Below are 15,242 nucleotides of genomic sequence, written 5' to 3' on the forward strand. Positions count from 1 at the left end.
TCAGTGACTATCTATTTTATGCGCAAGACTTCATGGGTGCGCAAGTGCCATAGACGAGTTTTCCCGCAATCGAGGCAGCATTTGGTCGCAGGAATTCACATACCCAAGCCTCGAAAAAGACTGGCAGACACACGATTATCTATAATTTTGGAATCAGCCGACGATGACGAAAATTTCTTGCGGCGCGCCACCCGGAGCGCGCGATGGCGCCTTGCCGATGCGCAAGACATGCTGCCCGAGGATCGCGGCGGCATCGTCGGCCTTGCCATGACGAAGGGCCGAGAGGATGGCGCGGTGATCCTGGTCGGTGCGCGTTTCCCAGCCCGATTGCCAGGCGGAGAAGAGAAAGCGGGCGCTGGCGGCGTGCAGGTCATCGATCGCGGCGAGCAGGCGCGTCATGCCGCAAGGCGTCAGGATGAGGCGGTGGAAGCGGCGATTGGCGGCCTCCCAGGCGCGGACGTCGGCAGCCGCGTCGCCCTCCCGCGTCGCCTCTTCGGCGGCATCGAGTATCGCCGGCGTCAGATGCGGTGCGGCGTGCTTGAGAGCAAGCCCCTCGAGGGCGGCGCGCATCTCGGCCACTTCGCGGACTTGCCGCAGATCGAAGGAGGCGACCCGCACGCCGCGGCGCGGCTCGCTGATGGCAAGCCCCTGCGCCTCGAGCAGGCGAAAGGCCTCGCGCACCGGCACGTGGCTGGCGCCGAATTCCTCGGCGATGTGGTCCTGCCGAAGACGCAGGCCGGCCGCAAGCTCGCCATGGATGATGCGCTCGGCAAGCACCCGGCTGATGCGGTTTGCGATGGTGTCGTCTTTTTCCCGGGCCATGCGGCGATCCTTACTGAGGCACCGGAGCCTTGTCGAGAAGAGAAAGCCTCCCCTCACCCGCAGGCCAGGCATGCCCGCGCATCGGTTGAGCTTTCGGACCCCGTCGTGTAAAGCCGCACCATCTCATCCAAAGCTGCTCATCCAAAGGCTTGATCGACATGAACACTGGCTTCGACCTCATCATCTTCGACTGCGACGGCGTCCTCGTCGATTCGGAAATCATCGCGGCGGAGGTCGAATCCAAGCTGCTGACCGAGGCAGGATACCCGATCAGCGTCGAGGAAATGGGCGAGCGCTTCTCGGGCATGACCTGGCAGAACATCCTCTTCGAAGTCGAGCGGGAAGCGAGCATTCCGTTTTCGGCGTCGCTGCTCGAACGCTCGGAAAAACTTCTCGACCTGCGCCTTGCCAACGACGTGACCGCCATTCCCGGCATCGAACTGGCCCTGTCACGCATCGATCTGCCGCGCTGCATCTGCTCGAATTCGAGTTCTGCGCGTCTTGAGATGATGCTGACCAAGGTCGGCCTGCACTCCTCCTTCGCGCCGCATATCTATTCGGCCAAGGATCTCGGCCCCGACCGCGTCAAGCCGAAGCCGGACATCTTCCTGCATGGCGCAGCGCAATTCGATCTCTCGCCGTCGCAGGTCGTCGTCGTCGAGGACTCCGTCCATGGCGTGCACGCCGCCCGCGAAGCAGGCATGCGGGTAATCGGCTTTACCGGCGCCTCCCACACCTACCCGTCGCACGCCGACCGGCTGACCGATGCCGGTGCCGAAACCGTGATTTCGCGGATGACGGACCTGCCGGGCGTCGTTGCAGCCCTCGCCGAATGGGACGGCGTCCTCTGAGCCTACGCGTTGGATATCGGCTGATGGCCACGTTGAAGCGCGGAGACAGAACGTAGATTAAGGCACCACCTTGATGACTATATCACGGAGTGATATAGTCATTTCCTGTGAGAGTCTTGAAGGACGTAGAGTTTAACAACTGGGCCGTCGAATACGGCGTGACAGATGCTATGCTGTGCGCGGCTGCAAAAGAGATTGAAGACGGCCTCGTGGACGCCCGCCTCGGTGGGTTTCTTGTAAAGAAACGGGTTGCCGCGCCAGGCCGAGGCAAGTCAGGAGGTTATCGAACTCTCGTTGGCCATCGGCAAGCTGATAGGCTCATTTTTGTACACGGCTTCGCGAAGAACGAGACTGATAACATCACGAAGAATGAGAAGGCTGCCCTTCGAAAGCTATGCAATGTCTATATGACTGCGGATGACAAGAAGCTGGCTGAGATGATCAAAAAGAACATCATACTGGAGATTGAGTGTAATGAGCCGGATTCTGAAAAACGTACATAAGTCTGCTGAGCGAATGCACGAAGCGGGTTTAGTGGACGACATGACGATGAGAGAGTTCGACGCGCTTTGCCTCCCTCCTTTGCGTGACTATTCTCCCGATGAAATCAAGAAGATCAGAGCAGCCACAAAGGCAAGCCAAGCTGTATTTGCAAGCTTCATCAACGTTAAAAAGATAACCGTTGCCGCATGGGAACAAGGAAGCAAAAAACCAAATAGCACCGCTATCAAGATTCTCGATCTTGTTGAGCGTAAAGGGCTCGATATCCTGCGCTAGGATATCAACCGGTTCCTTGATGAAATGCCCGCCCTGTGCGGGCATTCTCTTAGGGATACGACCCAAGTATCTGTAGCCCTGGCGACGGCCGTTATTTTCTCTTGCGAACGGTGCGGGCGGTCTTGGTCGGGGCGGCGGGCGATTGCTCGAAGCTGACGTAGACGCTGACGAAGCCGGCCGCGCCGCCGGTCACGCGGATCTTGTTGTCGGTATAGAGAAACTGCGCCGAGCCCTCGCCGGGCGGGATCGAGGCCTGGTAATTCGTCGTGTCGCTGTAGAGCACGGTCTGGCCATCCATGACGGAAACCTTGATCGGCAGGTTGACGCTGCCGGAACCGCCCATGGGACCCGCAACGAGGCGGCCCTGCACCACGACCGTCATGTTGAGCGCCGTGCCGTCGGTGGTGCACTGGCGTGTGCCCTGCACCAGAGAAGCCTGGTAGGCGAGCTGCGATGCATCGTCCTTGGCGCCCTTGGCGTAGGTCTTGTAAATCGCACCCTCGTCGCGAATGACGATTTGCGGGCACTTTCCGGCGACATAGGCCTGCCCCACTGGTTGGGTGGCAGGCGTGGCGGATGCCGTTCCTTCCGGCGCAACGCTGATCTGCGTTGCGGGGTCCTTACTGTCCTTGCTACCGAGCCCAAGCGAGCTGCAGCCGCTCAATGCTGCTGTCAACGATACGGCGAGAAGTAGACGCGAAGCTCTGCCTGACACGATAAATCACCCTGTACACAATATGAATTTGCCAAGCCCGGGTTGAATTGCGGGCCTTTCATCGCACTTGGCGATGGTCTATATCAGCGGCGCTTCGAAAAATCGATTGGGTACGCTTCGTTTTGGTTCAATTTTCGAAATCCCTCCGCTGCAACGGCTTCCGGCGCGCTTCGACGGAGGCGTGCACAATCGTACGGTTGCGAAAATCAGGCCGCGGATTTGGCGCAAAAAGGCGCATCTACGGGCCGTTTCCGGCATAGACTTCAGACAACCCATCTTCCGTCCGACCGTCCACATCAGAGGTAAAGACCTTGGAATATATCTCAACCCGGGGAGAAGCCCCTGCCCTCGGTTTCTGCGATGCACTGCTGGCAGGCCTCGCACGCGACGGCGGTCTCTACGTTCCGCGTGAATGGCCGCAACTGAGCAAGAAGGACATCCGGGGCTTTCGCGGCAAGAGCTACCAGGAAATTGCCTTCCGCGTGCTGCTGCCGTTTACCAACGGCGAAATTCCGGAAGAGATATTCCGTAGCATGATCGACGAGGCCTATGCCACCTTCCGCCATCCGGCCATCGTACCGCTGGTGCAGACAGGCCCGAACAGCTTTATCATGGAGCTCTTCCATGGCACGACACTGGCGTTCAAGGACGTCGCCATGCAGCTGCTGGCGCGGCTGATGGATTATGCGCTGGCCGAGCGCGGGGCGCGGGCAACGATTGTCGGTGCCACATCGGGCGACACCGGCGGTGCGGCCATCGACGCCTTTGCCGGGCGCGATCGCACCGACATCTTCATCCTCTTCCCGCATGGCAAGGTCTCGCCGGTGCAGCAGCGGCAGATGACATCCTCGACGGCTTCCAACGTTCACGCGCTGGCCATCAACGGTAATTTCGACGATTGCCAGAACCTCGTGAAGGCGATGTTCAACGACGCGCCGTTCCGCGACGGCGTCGGCCTTTCCGGCGTCAACTCGATCAACTGGGCGCGCATCATGGCGCAGGTGGTCTACTATTTCACGACAGCCGTGGCGCTCGGCAGCCCGGACCGGAAGATCTCGTTCACCGTGCCGACCGGCAATTTCGGCGATATCTTTGCCGGCTATGTCGCCAAGCAGATGGGCCTTCCGATCGACAAGCTGGTGGTCGCCACCAACGAGAACGACATCATGGCGCGGACGCTGAAGACCGGCCGCTACGAGATGCGGGCCGTCAAGGCGACAACCTCGCCGTCGATGGATATCCAGATCTCGTCCAACTTCGAACGGCTGCTCTTCGAGGCCAATGGCCGCGATGCCTCCCGGGTGCGCGCCGCCATGGAAAGCCTCAAGCAGTCGAGCGGTTTCGACATCGCCCCGGAAGCCATGCGCTTCATCAAGCGCGATTTCCGTGCCGGCCGGGCGACCGAGAAACAGGTGGCCGAGACCATCCGCCAGACCTATGCTGACACCGGCTACCTGCTGGACCCGCACACCGCGATCGGCGTCTTCGTCGCCAGTAAATTTGAAAAGCCGAACAGCCCGATGGTGACGCTGGCCACCGCCCATCCCGCAAAATTCCCCGCCGCAGTAAAATCAGCCTCCGGTATTGACCCGGCGCTTCCGACGTGGCTTGCTGATCTGATGCACAGGGAGGAGCGCTTCGACATCCTGGATCCCGACCTCAAAGCCGTGGAAAGCTTTATCGGTGACCATGTTCAGGCCTCAAGACGTTAAGCGCAGAAAGATCTAATATGACAGTTGAGTGCACCCGGCTGAAATCCGGGCTGACGGTAGTAACCGAGTTGATGCCGCATCTTGAAAGCGTCGCACTCGGTGTGTGGATCAAGTCGGGATCGCGTAACGAGACCGAAGCCGAACACGGTATTGCCCACCTTCTGGAACACATGGCGTTCAAGGGCACGGCTCGCCGTACGGCACGCGAAATTGCCGAGGAAATCGAGAATGTCGGTGGCGAGGTCAATGCCGCGACATCAACGGAAACGACATCCTATTACGCGCGCGTGCTGAAAGAAGACGTGCCGCTCGCTGTCGATATTCTCGCCGACATCCTGACGGAATCGGCCTTCGACGAGGACGAATTACAGCGCGAAAAGCAGGTTATCCTGCAGGAAATCAACGCTGCCAACGACATGCCGGACGACGTCGTATTCGACAAATTCTCGGAAGTCGCCTATCGCGACCAGACGCTGGGACGCGCCATCCTCGGCACGCCGGAAACCGTGCTCGGCTTCACGCCGGAGCAGATCCGCGGCTATCTCGGACGCAACTACACCTGCGACCGGATGTTCGTGGTGGCAGCCGGTGCAGTCGATCATGACAGCTTCGTCAAGCAGGTCGAGACCCGCTTTGCAAGCCTTCCGACAGCGCCATCTGCAGCGCCCGTCATCGAGACAGCCCGCTACGTCGGCGGCAGCGTCCGCGAGACGCGCGACCTCATGGATGCTCAGATCCTGCTCGGCTTCGAGGGCCGCGCCTACCACGCGCGGGATTTCTACTGCTCGCAGATTCTTGCCAACATCCTTGGCGGGGGCATGTCGTCGCGGCTGTTCCAGGAAGTCCGCGAGACACGCGGGCTCTGCTATTCGGTCTATGCCTTCCATTGGGGCTTTTCCGACACGGGCATTTTCGGCATCCATGCCGCAACCGGCGGCGAAAACCTGCCGGAACTGCTGCCTGTGATCGTCGATGAGCTGCGCAAATCCGCCGACAAGATCCACCAGCAGGAAATCGACCGCGCCCGCGCCCAGATCCGGGCCCAGCTGCTCATGGGTCAGGAAAGTCCTGCCGCACGGGCCGGACAGGTCGCCCGGCAGATGATGCTCTACGGCCGCCCGATCCCCAATCCGGAGATGATGGAACGGCTGGAGGGCATCACCATCCAGCGGCTGACCGATCTCGCCGGCCGCCTCTTCTTCGACGCCGTGCCGACCCTCTCCGCTATCGGTCCGCTCGACGAGCTGGCGCCGATGGAAGACATCATCGCCTCGCTGGCCACACCACGCCAGGCATCCAAAGCCGCCAACGGCTGATCCCAGCCGGAGGCCCCCCACGATCCAGTTCCGGGAGACATGGACGAATGCCAAAGTCGGTTTTTCGGTTTCTGTCTCGGCAGCCGGACACGATCGAACTTGAGGGCGCCGACCATATTCTCCGCTTGCCGCGCAACTCCGACTTCAGCCAGTGGCAGAAGCTCAGGGCCGAGAGCCGCCGGTTCCTGGAACCGTGGGAGCCGACCTGGCGTACCGACGAACTGACCGAGGGCGCCTACCGGACCCGCGTCGTGCGGGGCAAGCAGGAGTACAACTCCGGCCAGGCAGTACCGTTTCTGGTCTTCAAGCGCGACAACTCCACTCTGCTCGGCGGGCTCACTGTCGGTTATATCAGGCGCGGTGCCGCGCAGAGCTGCATGATCGGTTACTGGATGGGCGAGCGCTATTCCGGCCAAGGCCATATGTTCGCCGCACTTGAGATAGTTATACCCTATATCTTTTCCGGGCTGGAGTTGCACCGTATCGAGGCAGCCTGTATTCCGGAGAATGAGCGTAGCGTGCGGCTTTTGCAGAAGGCCGGGTTCCAACGGGAAGGCCATTTGCGCGGCTACTTGAAAATCAACGGCCAATGGCGTGATCACGTGATGTTTTCTCGCTTGGCCACAGACACGGACCCGCTCGGGAAGACCACACGCTGATGATTGCCGACACTCCTTCCCAACCACACTTCCTTCGCCATTCCCTGATCGCGTTCCTCGTTGCCCTGTTTGCGATGACCGCCATGCTTGCGACCGGCGCGCGGGCTGCGGAGCCGGTGAAGATATCGCGCGACGATACGGCGCTCGACCTGACGAAGACGACGGAGATCTACGCCAACCAGGGCGAGGCCTTCCAGGTGTCGACCGCTGCCGGTGCCGACGGTATCCGCCGCCGCATCGAGGTGCGCTCGAGTTCGCCGGGTCACCAGGGCGACTGGGCGGTGTTCGCACTGGCCAACGTCTCGGAAGAACAGCTGGAGCGCGTCATCGTCGCCCCGCATTTTCGCCTGGTGAATTCAAAGATGTTCTGGCCCGACCTCGGCTCGCAGCGCATCATCGCCATCACACCGAGTGAAGGTTTTGCGCTCGACCGGCAGCCGAGCGACGAGGCTGACGTGTTCCGCATCACACTCAATCCCGGCGCCGTCATCACCTTCGTCGCCGAACTGTCGTCCCCGGAATTGCCGCAGATCTATCTGTGGGAGCCTAACGCCTACAAGGATACGGTCAACGCCTTCACGCTCTATCGTGGCATCGTGCTCGGCATTTCCGGCCTGCTGGCGGTGTTTCTCACCATCCTCTTCGTGGTCAAGGGTACGTCGATGTTGCCGGCTACCGCGGCTCTTGCCTGGGCGGTGCTCGGCTATATCTGCGTCGACTTCGGCTTTCTCGGCAAGCTGATCAGCATCACATCCGGGGACCAGCGAATATGGAGGGCCTGCGTCGAGGTGGCGCTGGCCTCCAGCCTGGTGATCTTCCTGTTCACCTATCTTAATCTCAACCGTTGGCACGCCCATCTCGGCTATGTCACGCTAGCCTGGATATTGGGGCTGGCGCTGCTTTTCGGCGTGGCAATTTACGATCCGTCGATTGCCGCCGGCATCGCCCGCCTGTCGATGGCGCTAACGGCAACCGCCGGCATCCTGCTCATCGTCTATCTCGGTATCAACCGCTATGACCGGGCGATCCTGCTGGTGCCGGCCTGGGCGCTCATCCTCGTCTGGCTGTTCGGCGCCTGGCTGACGGTCACCGGCAAGCTCGACAACGACATCATCCAGCCGGCACTCGGCGGCGGTCTGGTGCTCATCGTACTTCTGATCGGCTTTACCGTCATGCAGCACGCCTTTGCCGGCGGCGCCTTCCAGCAGGGCCTGTTTTCCGATCTGGAGCGCCAATCGCTGGCACTCACCGGCTCCGGCGATACCGTCTGGGACTGGGACGTGGCGCGCGACCGGGTCGTCACCATTCCCGATATCTCGCAGAAGCTCGGCCTCTCGCCCGGTAGCATGCACGGTGCTGCGCGCAACTGGCTGCCACGGCTGCACCCCGACGACCGCGACCGCTTCCGGGCGACGCTGGACGTGCTGCTGGAACATCGTCGTGGCAGGCTGAACCACGAGTTCCGCATCCGCGCCGAGGACGGCCATTTCCATTGGCTGGCCATCCGCGCCCGGCCGGTGCTGGGATCGAACGGCGAAATCATTCGCTGCGTTGGTACAGTGGTCGATGTCACCGAGCAGAAGAATTCCGTCGAGCGCCTGTTGCACGACGCGCTGCACGACAACCTCACCGGACTGCCGAACCGGCAGCTTTTCCTCGACCGACTGCAGGCCGTGCTGACCCTTGCCCCCGCCGGCGATCTGGTCCGACCGACGGTGATGGTCATCGATATCGACCGGTACAAGATGGTCAACGATGCGCTGGGCGTTGCGGCCGGCGACAACATTCTGGTCGCCCTGACACGTCGCCTGCGCCGCCTACTGAAGCCGCAGGACACGCTGGCGCGGCTCTCAGGCGACCAGTTCGGCCTGATCCTGGTGTCCGAGCGCGATCCGACCAAGGTGGCGGATTTCGCCGATGCCGTCAGCAAGGCCATCATGGTGCCGCTGAACTTTGCCAATCGCGAAATCGTGCTGACCGCCTCCATCGGGCTGACTTCCTGGGTCGACCAGCAGGAAAGCGCTGCCGGATTGCTCAGCGACGCCGAGCTTGCCATGTATCGCTCGAAGCGCGCCGGCGGCAACAAGGTCGAACCTTTCCTGCCGGCCTTCCGCAACTTCGGCACCGACCGCCTGCAACTGGAATCCGATCTCCGTCGCGCCGTCGAGCGCAAGGAACTGTCGATGGTCTACCAGCCCATCGTCCGGCTGGAAGATGCCGAGATCGCCGGCTTCGAGGCGCTGATGCGTTGGGAGCATCCGAAACGCGGCAACATTTCGCCCACCGAATTCATCCCGATTGCCGAGGCGACCGATATCATTGGCCCGCTCGGCATGTTCGCCATGGAGCAGGCGACAAACGACCTGATGGCCTGGACACGCCAGACGGGCGAGTTGCCGCTGTTCGTATCCGTCAACCTGTCGAGCGCCCAGCTGCTCAACAATGAACTCTACGACGACGTCCGGGCGCTGCTTGCCAAGACCCATTGCGATCCGTCCCGCATCAAGCTCGAACTGACGGAAACCATGGTCATGGAAAATCCGGAACAGGCGCGTCTCGTGTTGGCGAAGTTGCGCGAAGCAGGCCTCGGCCTCGCACTCGACGACTTCGGCACCGGCTACTCGTCGCTCTCCTACCTCACCCGCTTCCCCTTCGACACGATCAAGCTGGACAAGGGGCTGGTGCGCGACGAGAGCGACAAGAAATCCGTGCTGCTGCGCTCCGTGATCTCGATGGCGCGCGAACTTGGAATGAAAGTCGTCGCTGAGGGTATCGAGACCGAGGAAGATGCGCTGGAGCTCGCCAAGATGGGCTGTACCTATGGCCAGAGCTTCCTGTTCGGACCGCCGATGGGCTCTGAATCGGTGCTGCGATTGCTGAAGGAACGTTTTCCGCTGACAAGGCGCGCCTGAGGCATGCCTCCCCGCCTCGCGCTGGTCAGGCCGCCTGCATTGGCTGACCTGCAGCTGCGTCACGGATGAGCCGCAGCAGGTAATCGAGTTTTCTCACGACCGGCGGGGAGAGGACAAACGGGTACGAGTCCGGCTGCCCCATGCTCCGCTGGATGCTGTTGACGGCAACACTGAGCGGCACCCAGGCGGACACAAGCTGCTCGGCATCGTGCGCCCTGTAGGGATTGAAATCCACCTCCGACGCCATCTCCTCATGACCGCGGGGATCGACCGCGATGCCGAAGGCACGGGCTGTCTCCAGCGTATCGACGATGTGGAGGTAGTGCGCAAAACACTCGGCGAAATCCTCCCAAGGGTGGGAGCTGGCATAGGCGCTGATGAAACTCCGCTGCCAATCCGGACGCACCCCGTTCTCGTAATGGCGCTGCAGTGCTGCGCCGTAGTCCTCGCGCTCGTCGCCGAACGCCTCGCGGAAGCCGTCGAAATTATTGACGTCGCGGACCAGCTTGTTCCAGATGAAATGACCGGTCTCGTGGCGGAAGTGGCCGAGCAGCGTCCGGTAGGGCTCGTGCATCGACATGCGCGCCATTTCGCGCGTCACGTCGTCCGCCTCGGCCGCGCGGATGGCAATCAGGCCGTCGTCGTGGCCGGTCATGGCGGGCACGACGAAGCCGGCGCTGTTGATCTTGTCCTCGAGGAAATCGAACACCAGCCCGCCCTGCGGATCTTCGCTGCGATCGGGATGCGGCAGTTCGAGACGCAAAAGCGAATAAAACAGATGGCGCTGTGCCTGCCCTATCCGGCGCCAGCGGTCGACACCCTCGGATGTCCCGGTATTCGGCACCAGCCTGTTATGGCGGCAGGCCGCGCAAAAGCCTTGCGGATCGTCCGAATCGACCATCCAGTTGCAGAGATCCAGGGCGGCATTAGAGCAAAAGCGCAGCGAGCGAGACGGTTCCGAAACGATGTGCCAGTCCGGCTCCTGGTCGGGTTCCAGCGCGTACATCTTCAGCCGGTCTGGAACGAAACCCAGGCGGTGGCCGCAGCGGACGCACTGGCGATTGTCGAAATGCACCGACTGTCCACAGGAGTCGCAGTCAAACAATCGCATGGGCCCGGTCCTTTTCGACGACGGTCTTAAATATCGAAAAGCCCGCCACGCTTTGGCGCGGCAGGCCTGAGATCTTTATCCAGTTCGCTCAAGCGCGATCGACGGCGTCCTTGAGCTTGTCCTTGGCCTTCCCTTCGGCAACCTGGGCCTTCCCCTTGGCTTCCTGAACGGCGCCCTTGGCACGCGTCTCGTTGTCGCCAGTGGCCTTGCCGACGGCTTCCTTCGCCTTGCCGGTCAATTCATTGGCCTTACCGGAAATCTTGTCGCTGGTGCTACCCATGTGTCTCACTCCCTGGTTGGCGACGAACGATGCGTGCGTCGTACAGGAAAAACGTCAACAGTCGGATATCGTTCCAGTGGCGGCAGTGGTTTATCAGGCGTGGCCTGCTTCGCTCGACAACATCGCCGGCGTGACGCCGAGCAATGCCAGCGCCCGCTCGTATTTGTCATCCAGGCTGCGGTCGAAGATGAGGTCTTCACTCGGCGCGCAATTCAGCCAGCCGTTGTTGCTGACTTCCGCCTCCAACTGCCCCGCGCTCCAGCCGGCATAGCCGAGCAGCATCGTCGCCTTTTTAGGGCCGTTGCCGTTGGAAATGGCGCGGATGATATCGAGCGTTGCCGTCAGGCTGATGTCGTCGCTGACAGCGATGCTGCTCTCGCTCTTGTAATCGTCGGAGTGCAGGACGAAGCCACGACCGCTCTCGACCGGGCCGCCCGTCTGGATCGGGAAACTGCGGGCACGATCCGGCAGCATGATCGCATCGTCAGTCTTGATCATGTCCAAATGCAGAAGAACATCGGTGAAGCTGAGGTTCTGCGACCGGTTGATAATGAAACCCATCGCTCCGGCATCCGAATGGGCACAGATATAGACAACCGTCCGGGCAAAGTTACTGTCCGCCATTCCCGGCATTGCGATCAGAAACTGACCGTCGAGAAAGCCGCGTGCACCTTTGTACTTTAGCGTCGATAACGACATCCTGTCTCCTCACTGCTCTTTATCATCCCCCCCGGATAAAGATGGGGTAATGTGACGGATCAATCAACTGAAAATGATCGATTGCTAAAAATCGCATGATGCGCGTGCGGCCGCCTTCGTCTAACGCTGTTTCCATGATTTCCTATCCCAGACTTTTCCGGATCCCGATGTCGGCCGCAGGTGTTTTTGCGATCTCCCTGATGCTGGTCTCCGCTGCTCATGCGGCGACAAGCGACTGGGCCACCAGCGATGGTGGCCGGATGCGGCTGGTGGCAATGCCCGCCGACGCCAGCGGCCACGTGAAGGCTGCATTGCAGATCGAGCCGGGTGCCGGCTGGATCACCTACTGGCGCGAGCCCGGAGAAAGCGGCATCCCGCCGCAACTCACGCTGCCTGCGGGAAGCAAGGCGACAATCGACAATATCGGCTATCCGGCGCCAAAGGTCATCTCGCTCGGCAATGTCCACGAGGTCGGTTACGACGCCCCCATCAGCCTGCCGCTCGATATCAATGCGGCCGGCGAGCGAAAACTCGACATCACGGCCTTTATCGGCGTCTGCAAGGATATCTGCGTTCCCTTCCAGGCAACCATGAGCGTCGCATTGCCGCCGCCGGGTTCGTCCGCCGATGCCGGGGATGCAGCCATCGTCACCGCTGCAGCGGCAGCGCTTCCACAGAAACCTTCGGCCGATTTCGGCGTCAGGAGCCACAGCCTTTCGCCCGACGGCAAGACATTGTCGTTGCATCTGACGCTACCGGACGCTGGCGACGGCATTCCCCAGGTCTATGTGACCGGCCCCAGCGGCTATGTGTTTTTCAAGCAGGCCAGCGCCAGCCGTAACGGTCGCGATGTCGATGTTGCCCTGACAATCGGCAAATTGCCGAAGACCTATGTTGTGCACGGCAAGAGTTGGGGCATACTGGTCGTGGACGGCAGCCGCGCGATGGAAACGACGCTTGCCATGGAGTAGAGCGGTCATAGATATCGACGGGCGTTCAGACGCACGGGACAGAAAAAACCAGGAGAGACGCATGACTATTGCCATCGGCGAGAAAATTCCCGCCGCCACGTTCAAGGAAAAGACGACCGACGGCCCGACCGAGATCTCGACGGACACGCTGTTTTCGGGCAAGCGCGTCGTGCTTTTTGCCGTCCCCGGCGCTTTCACGCCAACCTGCTCGCTGAACCATCTGCCGGGCTACCTCGAGAACCTCGATGCCATCCTCGCGAAGGGTGTCGATGAAGTTGCCGTCGTTTCTGTCAATGACTGGCATGTGATGGGTGCCTGGGCACAGCAATCGGGCAGCATGGGCAAGATCCATTTCCTCGCCGACTGGGATGCCGCCTTCACCAAGGCGCTCGGCCTCGACGCCGACCTCTCCGGCGGCGGTCTTGGCGTGCGCTCGAAGCGCTACTCGATGCTGGTAGAAGATGGCGTCGTCAAAACACTGAACGTCGAGGAAAACCCCGGCGAAGCGACGGTCTCGGCCGCAGCAACGATGATCGGGCAGCTCTGATCAGACACAGCTGGAGGGATGCCGGACATCCCTCCAGATCCTTCTACCTGCACCGTTTTCAGATATTGAGATCGAACACCAGCAATCCGGCCAGGCCGCCATCGGTGGACGAGACGATGCGTTCGCCGACGGCGACGTGCTCGGGGTGGACGAGATAGGCATCGCGGGCAGCGCCGCTTTCGAAGGTCACGGCGAAGCCATCGACGAAGCCGCCATGCAAGCCTTCCGGCGAGACATTCGGGCCATATTTTACGTCGAGAATGCCTGGAATAACCTGCTTCAATGCGACGATCGCTTCAAATATGGATTGCTTTTCCGGCGCCGTGACGGCGGCCTTGAAGCGCAAAAATACGCAGTGCAGGATCATGTGAAACCTCCCGGGTGACCGCCGCACCATACCGGGAAAACGACGGGCGGCAACATGCTTGTTGTTCGTGTTGCAGCCGGCTTCAGCGCTTCTTGAACGGCTCCATGCCCTTTCGGGCGAGTTCGTCGGCGCGCTCGTTCTCGATGTGGCCGGCATGGCCCTTGACCCAATGCAGGGTGACCTTGTGGCGGTTATAGGCTGCGTCCAGCGCCTGCCAGAGCTCGGCGTTCTTCACCGGCTTCTTGTCGGCGGTCTTCCAGCCGTTCTTTTTCCAGCCGTGGATCCACTTCGAAATGCCGTCCATGACGTATTTCGAGTCCGTGTAGAGATCGACCTCGCAGGCATCCTTGAGCGCACCCAGCGACGAGATCGCCGCCATCAGTTCCATGCGGTTGTTGGTCGTCTCGGCCTCGCCGCCGCAGAGGTCCTTCTCGACATCGCCGTAGCGCAGCACTGCGCCCCAGCCGCCCGGGCCGGGGTTACCGGAACAGGCACCGTCGGTGAAGATATCGACATGTTTCATGCTTTGGCCAACCCATATTCGGCGCCCGTGGCAACCGTGCGATGAAAGCGCAGCTTGCGCAGATATTCGAGAGGGTCCTTCTTGGTGACCATGGCTCCGGCCGGCGTCATCAGCCAGTCGTAGAGCCGCGTCAGGAAGAAGCGCAGCGCCGAGCCCCTTGCCAGCGTCGGCAGCGCCTCGATCTCGGCGTCGCTGAGCGGCCGGATGCTCTGGTAGCCGTCGAGCATGGCCAGACCCTTAGTGACGTTGTAAGCGCCGTCCTTTTCGAAGCACCAGGCATTGAGGCAGATCGAAACGTCATAGGCCAGCATGTCGTTGCAGGCGAAGTAGAAATCGATCAGCCCGGAAAGCTGGTCGCCGAGGAAAAAGACATTGTCGGGGAACAGGTCTGCATGGATAACGCCCGAGGGAAGATCCTTAGGCCAGTTTGCGTCGAAAAAAGCCAACTCCGACCGGATCTCATCCCGCAGGCCGGGCTCGACCTCGTCGGCGCGGGCTTCGGACTTGTCCCACAGCGGCGGCCACCCGGCGCAGGAGAGCGCGTTCGGCCGGGCGATGGCAAAGCCCTCGCCTGCGACATGCATCTTTGCAAGCGCGATGCCGACCTCGCGGCAGTGGTGCGCCTCGGGCTTGCGCAGCCACATGCCCTCGAGAAACGAAATCAACGCGGCAGGGCGGCTGGAGAGTTCGCCGAGAAGAGCGCCATCGCGGCGCGGCAGGGGAAGCGGGCACGACAGGCCGCGCGCCGAAAGATGCTGCATCAGGCCCAGGAAGAACGGCAAGTCGTCCTTTTCGACGCGCTTTTCATAGAGCGTCAGGATCAGCGGCTCGCGCGTCGTGTGCAGCAGGAAATTCGAATTCTCGACGCCCTCGGCGATCCCCTTGTAGGAGGTGAGTTCGCCGCAATCATACTGGGTCAAAAAGGTCTTGAGATCGTCTTCGGTGATGTCTGTATAAACGGCCACGGATTATTCCTGGGT

General features: G+C 61.2%; 17 protein-coding genes. 9 read left to right on the plus strand and 8 right to left on the minus strand.

Translation table 11 applies throughout. From position 1 onward, the window contains the following. Positions 1–153 precede the first annotated feature (153 nt). Entirely contained in the window at positions 154–822 is a 669-nt protein-coding gene (locus J5278_RS15000) for a GntR family transcriptional regulator (RefSeq protein WP_209183033.1), read from the minus strand. Between the two features lie 158 nt (positions 823–980). Here J5278_RS15000 and J5278_RS15005 point away from each other — a divergent pair, with 158 nt between their 5' ends. The 3 genes from J5278_RS15005 (at position 981) to J5278_RS15015 (ending at position 2,450) form a co-directional block, all read left to right on the plus strand. After that, complete coding sequence (locus tag J5278_RS15005) at positions 981–1,673, plus strand: HAD family hydrolase (RefSeq protein WP_111217934.1); 693 nt, start codon at positions 981–983, stop codon at positions 1,671–1,673. Positions 1,674–1,780: 107 nt separating this feature from the next. After that, positions 1,781–2,176 (plus strand): type II toxin-antitoxin system RelE/ParE family toxin, encoded by a 396-nt coding sequence (locus tag J5278_RS15010; RefSeq protein WP_257623373.1) that lies wholly within the window; start codon positions 1,781–1,783, stop codon positions 2,174–2,176. Further along, positions 2,148–2,450 (plus strand): DNA-binding transcriptional regulator, encoded by a 303-nt coding sequence (locus J5278_RS15015; RefSeq protein WP_209183031.1) that lies wholly within the window; start codon positions 2,148–2,150, stop codon positions 2,448–2,450. Before J5278_RS15010 ends, J5278_RS15015 begins: the two co-directional genes overlap by 29 nt. A 91-nt stretch (positions 2,451–2,541) precedes the next feature. Here the strand turns inward: J5278_RS15015 and J5278_RS15020 are convergent, their stop codons facing one another. Beyond that, entirely contained in the window at positions 2,542–3,165 is a 624-nt protein-coding gene (locus J5278_RS15020) for a hypothetical protein (protein ID WP_209183030.1), read from the minus strand. Positions 3,166–3,476: 311 nt separating this feature from the next. Here J5278_RS15020 and thrC point away from each other — a divergent pair, with 311 nt between their 5' ends. The 4 genes from thrC (at position 3,477) to J5278_RS15040 (ending at position 9,764) form a co-directional block, all read left to right on the plus strand. Then, entirely contained in the window at positions 3,477–4,877 is a 1,401-nt protein-coding gene (thrC, locus tag J5278_RS15025; RefSeq protein ID WP_142824220.1) for a threonine synthase, read from the plus strand. A 17-nt stretch (positions 4,878–4,894) separates the two neighbouring features. Next, positions 4,895–6,193: a pitrilysin family protein gene (locus J5278_RS15030; protein WP_142824219.1), complete on the plus strand. Its 1,299-nt coding sequence runs from the start codon at positions 4,895–4,897 to the stop codon at positions 6,191–6,193. A 47-nt stretch (positions 6,194–6,240) separates the two neighbouring features. Continuing rightward, positions 6,241–6,852, plus strand: a complete 612-nt coding sequence (locus tag J5278_RS15035; RefSeq protein ID WP_209183029.1) for a GNAT family N-acetyltransferase — start codon at positions 6,241–6,243, stop codon at positions 6,850–6,852. Between the two features lie 74 nt (positions 6,853–6,926). Continuing rightward, the gene (locus J5278_RS15040; protein WP_247749041.1) at positions 6,927–9,764 is read left to right on the plus strand and encodes a sensor domain-containing phosphodiesterase; all 2,838 of its coding nucleotides are present in this window, start codon (positions 6,927–6,929) and stop codon (positions 9,762–9,764) included. A gap of 25 nt (positions 9,765–9,789) precedes the next feature. Here J5278_RS15040 and J5278_RS15045 read toward each other — a convergent pair whose 3' ends face one another. The 3 genes from J5278_RS15045 to J5278_RS15055 form a co-directional block, all read right to left on the minus strand. Continuing rightward, positions 9,790–10,875, minus strand: a complete 1,086-nt coding sequence (locus tag J5278_RS15045) for a putative zinc-binding metallopeptidase (protein WP_209183027.1) — start codon at positions 10,873–10,875, stop codon at positions 9,790–9,792. Between the two features lie 88 nt (positions 10,876–10,963). Beyond that, positions 10,964–11,155: a CsbD family protein gene (locus J5278_RS15050; RefSeq protein ID WP_111217804.1), complete on the minus strand. Its 192-nt coding sequence runs from the start codon at positions 11,153–11,155 to the stop codon at positions 10,964–10,966. A 93-nt stretch (positions 11,156–11,248) separates the two neighbouring features. Next, positions 11,249–11,854 (minus strand): YqgE/AlgH family protein, encoded by a 606-nt coding sequence (locus J5278_RS15055; RefSeq protein WP_209183026.1) that lies wholly within the window; start codon positions 11,852–11,854, stop codon positions 11,249–11,251. Positions 11,855–11,988: 134 nt separating this feature from the next. Here J5278_RS15055 and J5278_RS15060 point away from each other — a divergent pair, with 134 nt between their 5' ends. Both J5278_RS15060 and J5278_RS15065 read left to right on the plus strand, forming a co-directional pair. Next, the gene (locus tag J5278_RS15060) at positions 11,989–12,825 is read left to right on the plus strand and encodes a protein-disulfide reductase DsbD domain-containing protein (protein WP_247749005.1); all 837 of its coding nucleotides are present in this window, start codon (positions 11,989–11,991) and stop codon (positions 12,823–12,825) included. Positions 12,826–12,886: 61 nt separating this feature from the next. Next, a complete protein-coding gene (locus tag J5278_RS15065) occupies positions 12,887–13,372 on the plus strand; it encodes a peroxiredoxin (RefSeq protein ID WP_209183025.1) in 486 nt (161 codons plus the stop codon). A 58-nt stretch (positions 13,373–13,430) separates the two neighbouring features. On the opposite strand, the gene J5278_RS15070 is transcribed toward J5278_RS15065, so the two are convergent. The 3 genes from J5278_RS15070 to J5278_RS15080 all read right to left on the minus strand — a co-directional run bounded on the left by J5278_RS15070 (position 13,431) and on the right by J5278_RS15080 (position 15,227). Continuing rightward, positions 13,431–13,739, minus strand: coding sequence for a Dabb family protein (locus J5278_RS15070; protein WP_111217796.1), 309 nt, complete (start codon positions 13,737–13,739; stop codon positions 13,431–13,433). Positions 13,740–13,821: 82 nt separating this feature from the next. Next, entirely contained in the window at positions 13,822–14,262 is a 441-nt protein-coding gene (gene rnhA, locus J5278_RS15075; RefSeq protein ID WP_209183024.1) for a ribonuclease HI, read from the minus strand. Then, positions 14,259–15,227, minus strand: coding sequence for a homoserine kinase (locus J5278_RS15080; protein WP_209183023.1), 969 nt, complete (start codon positions 15,225–15,227; stop codon positions 14,259–14,261). The genes rnhA and J5278_RS15080 overlap by 4 nt, the downstream gene beginning before the upstream one ends. Between the last annotated feature and the right edge of the window lie 15 nt (positions 15,228–15,242).

The sequence above is a fragment of the Rhizobium sp. B21/90 genome, from assembly GCF_019355815.1.
GTDB classification, from domain to species: Bacteria; Pseudomonadota; Alphaproteobacteria; order Rhizobiales; family Rhizobiaceae; genus Rhizobium; species Rhizobium rhododendri.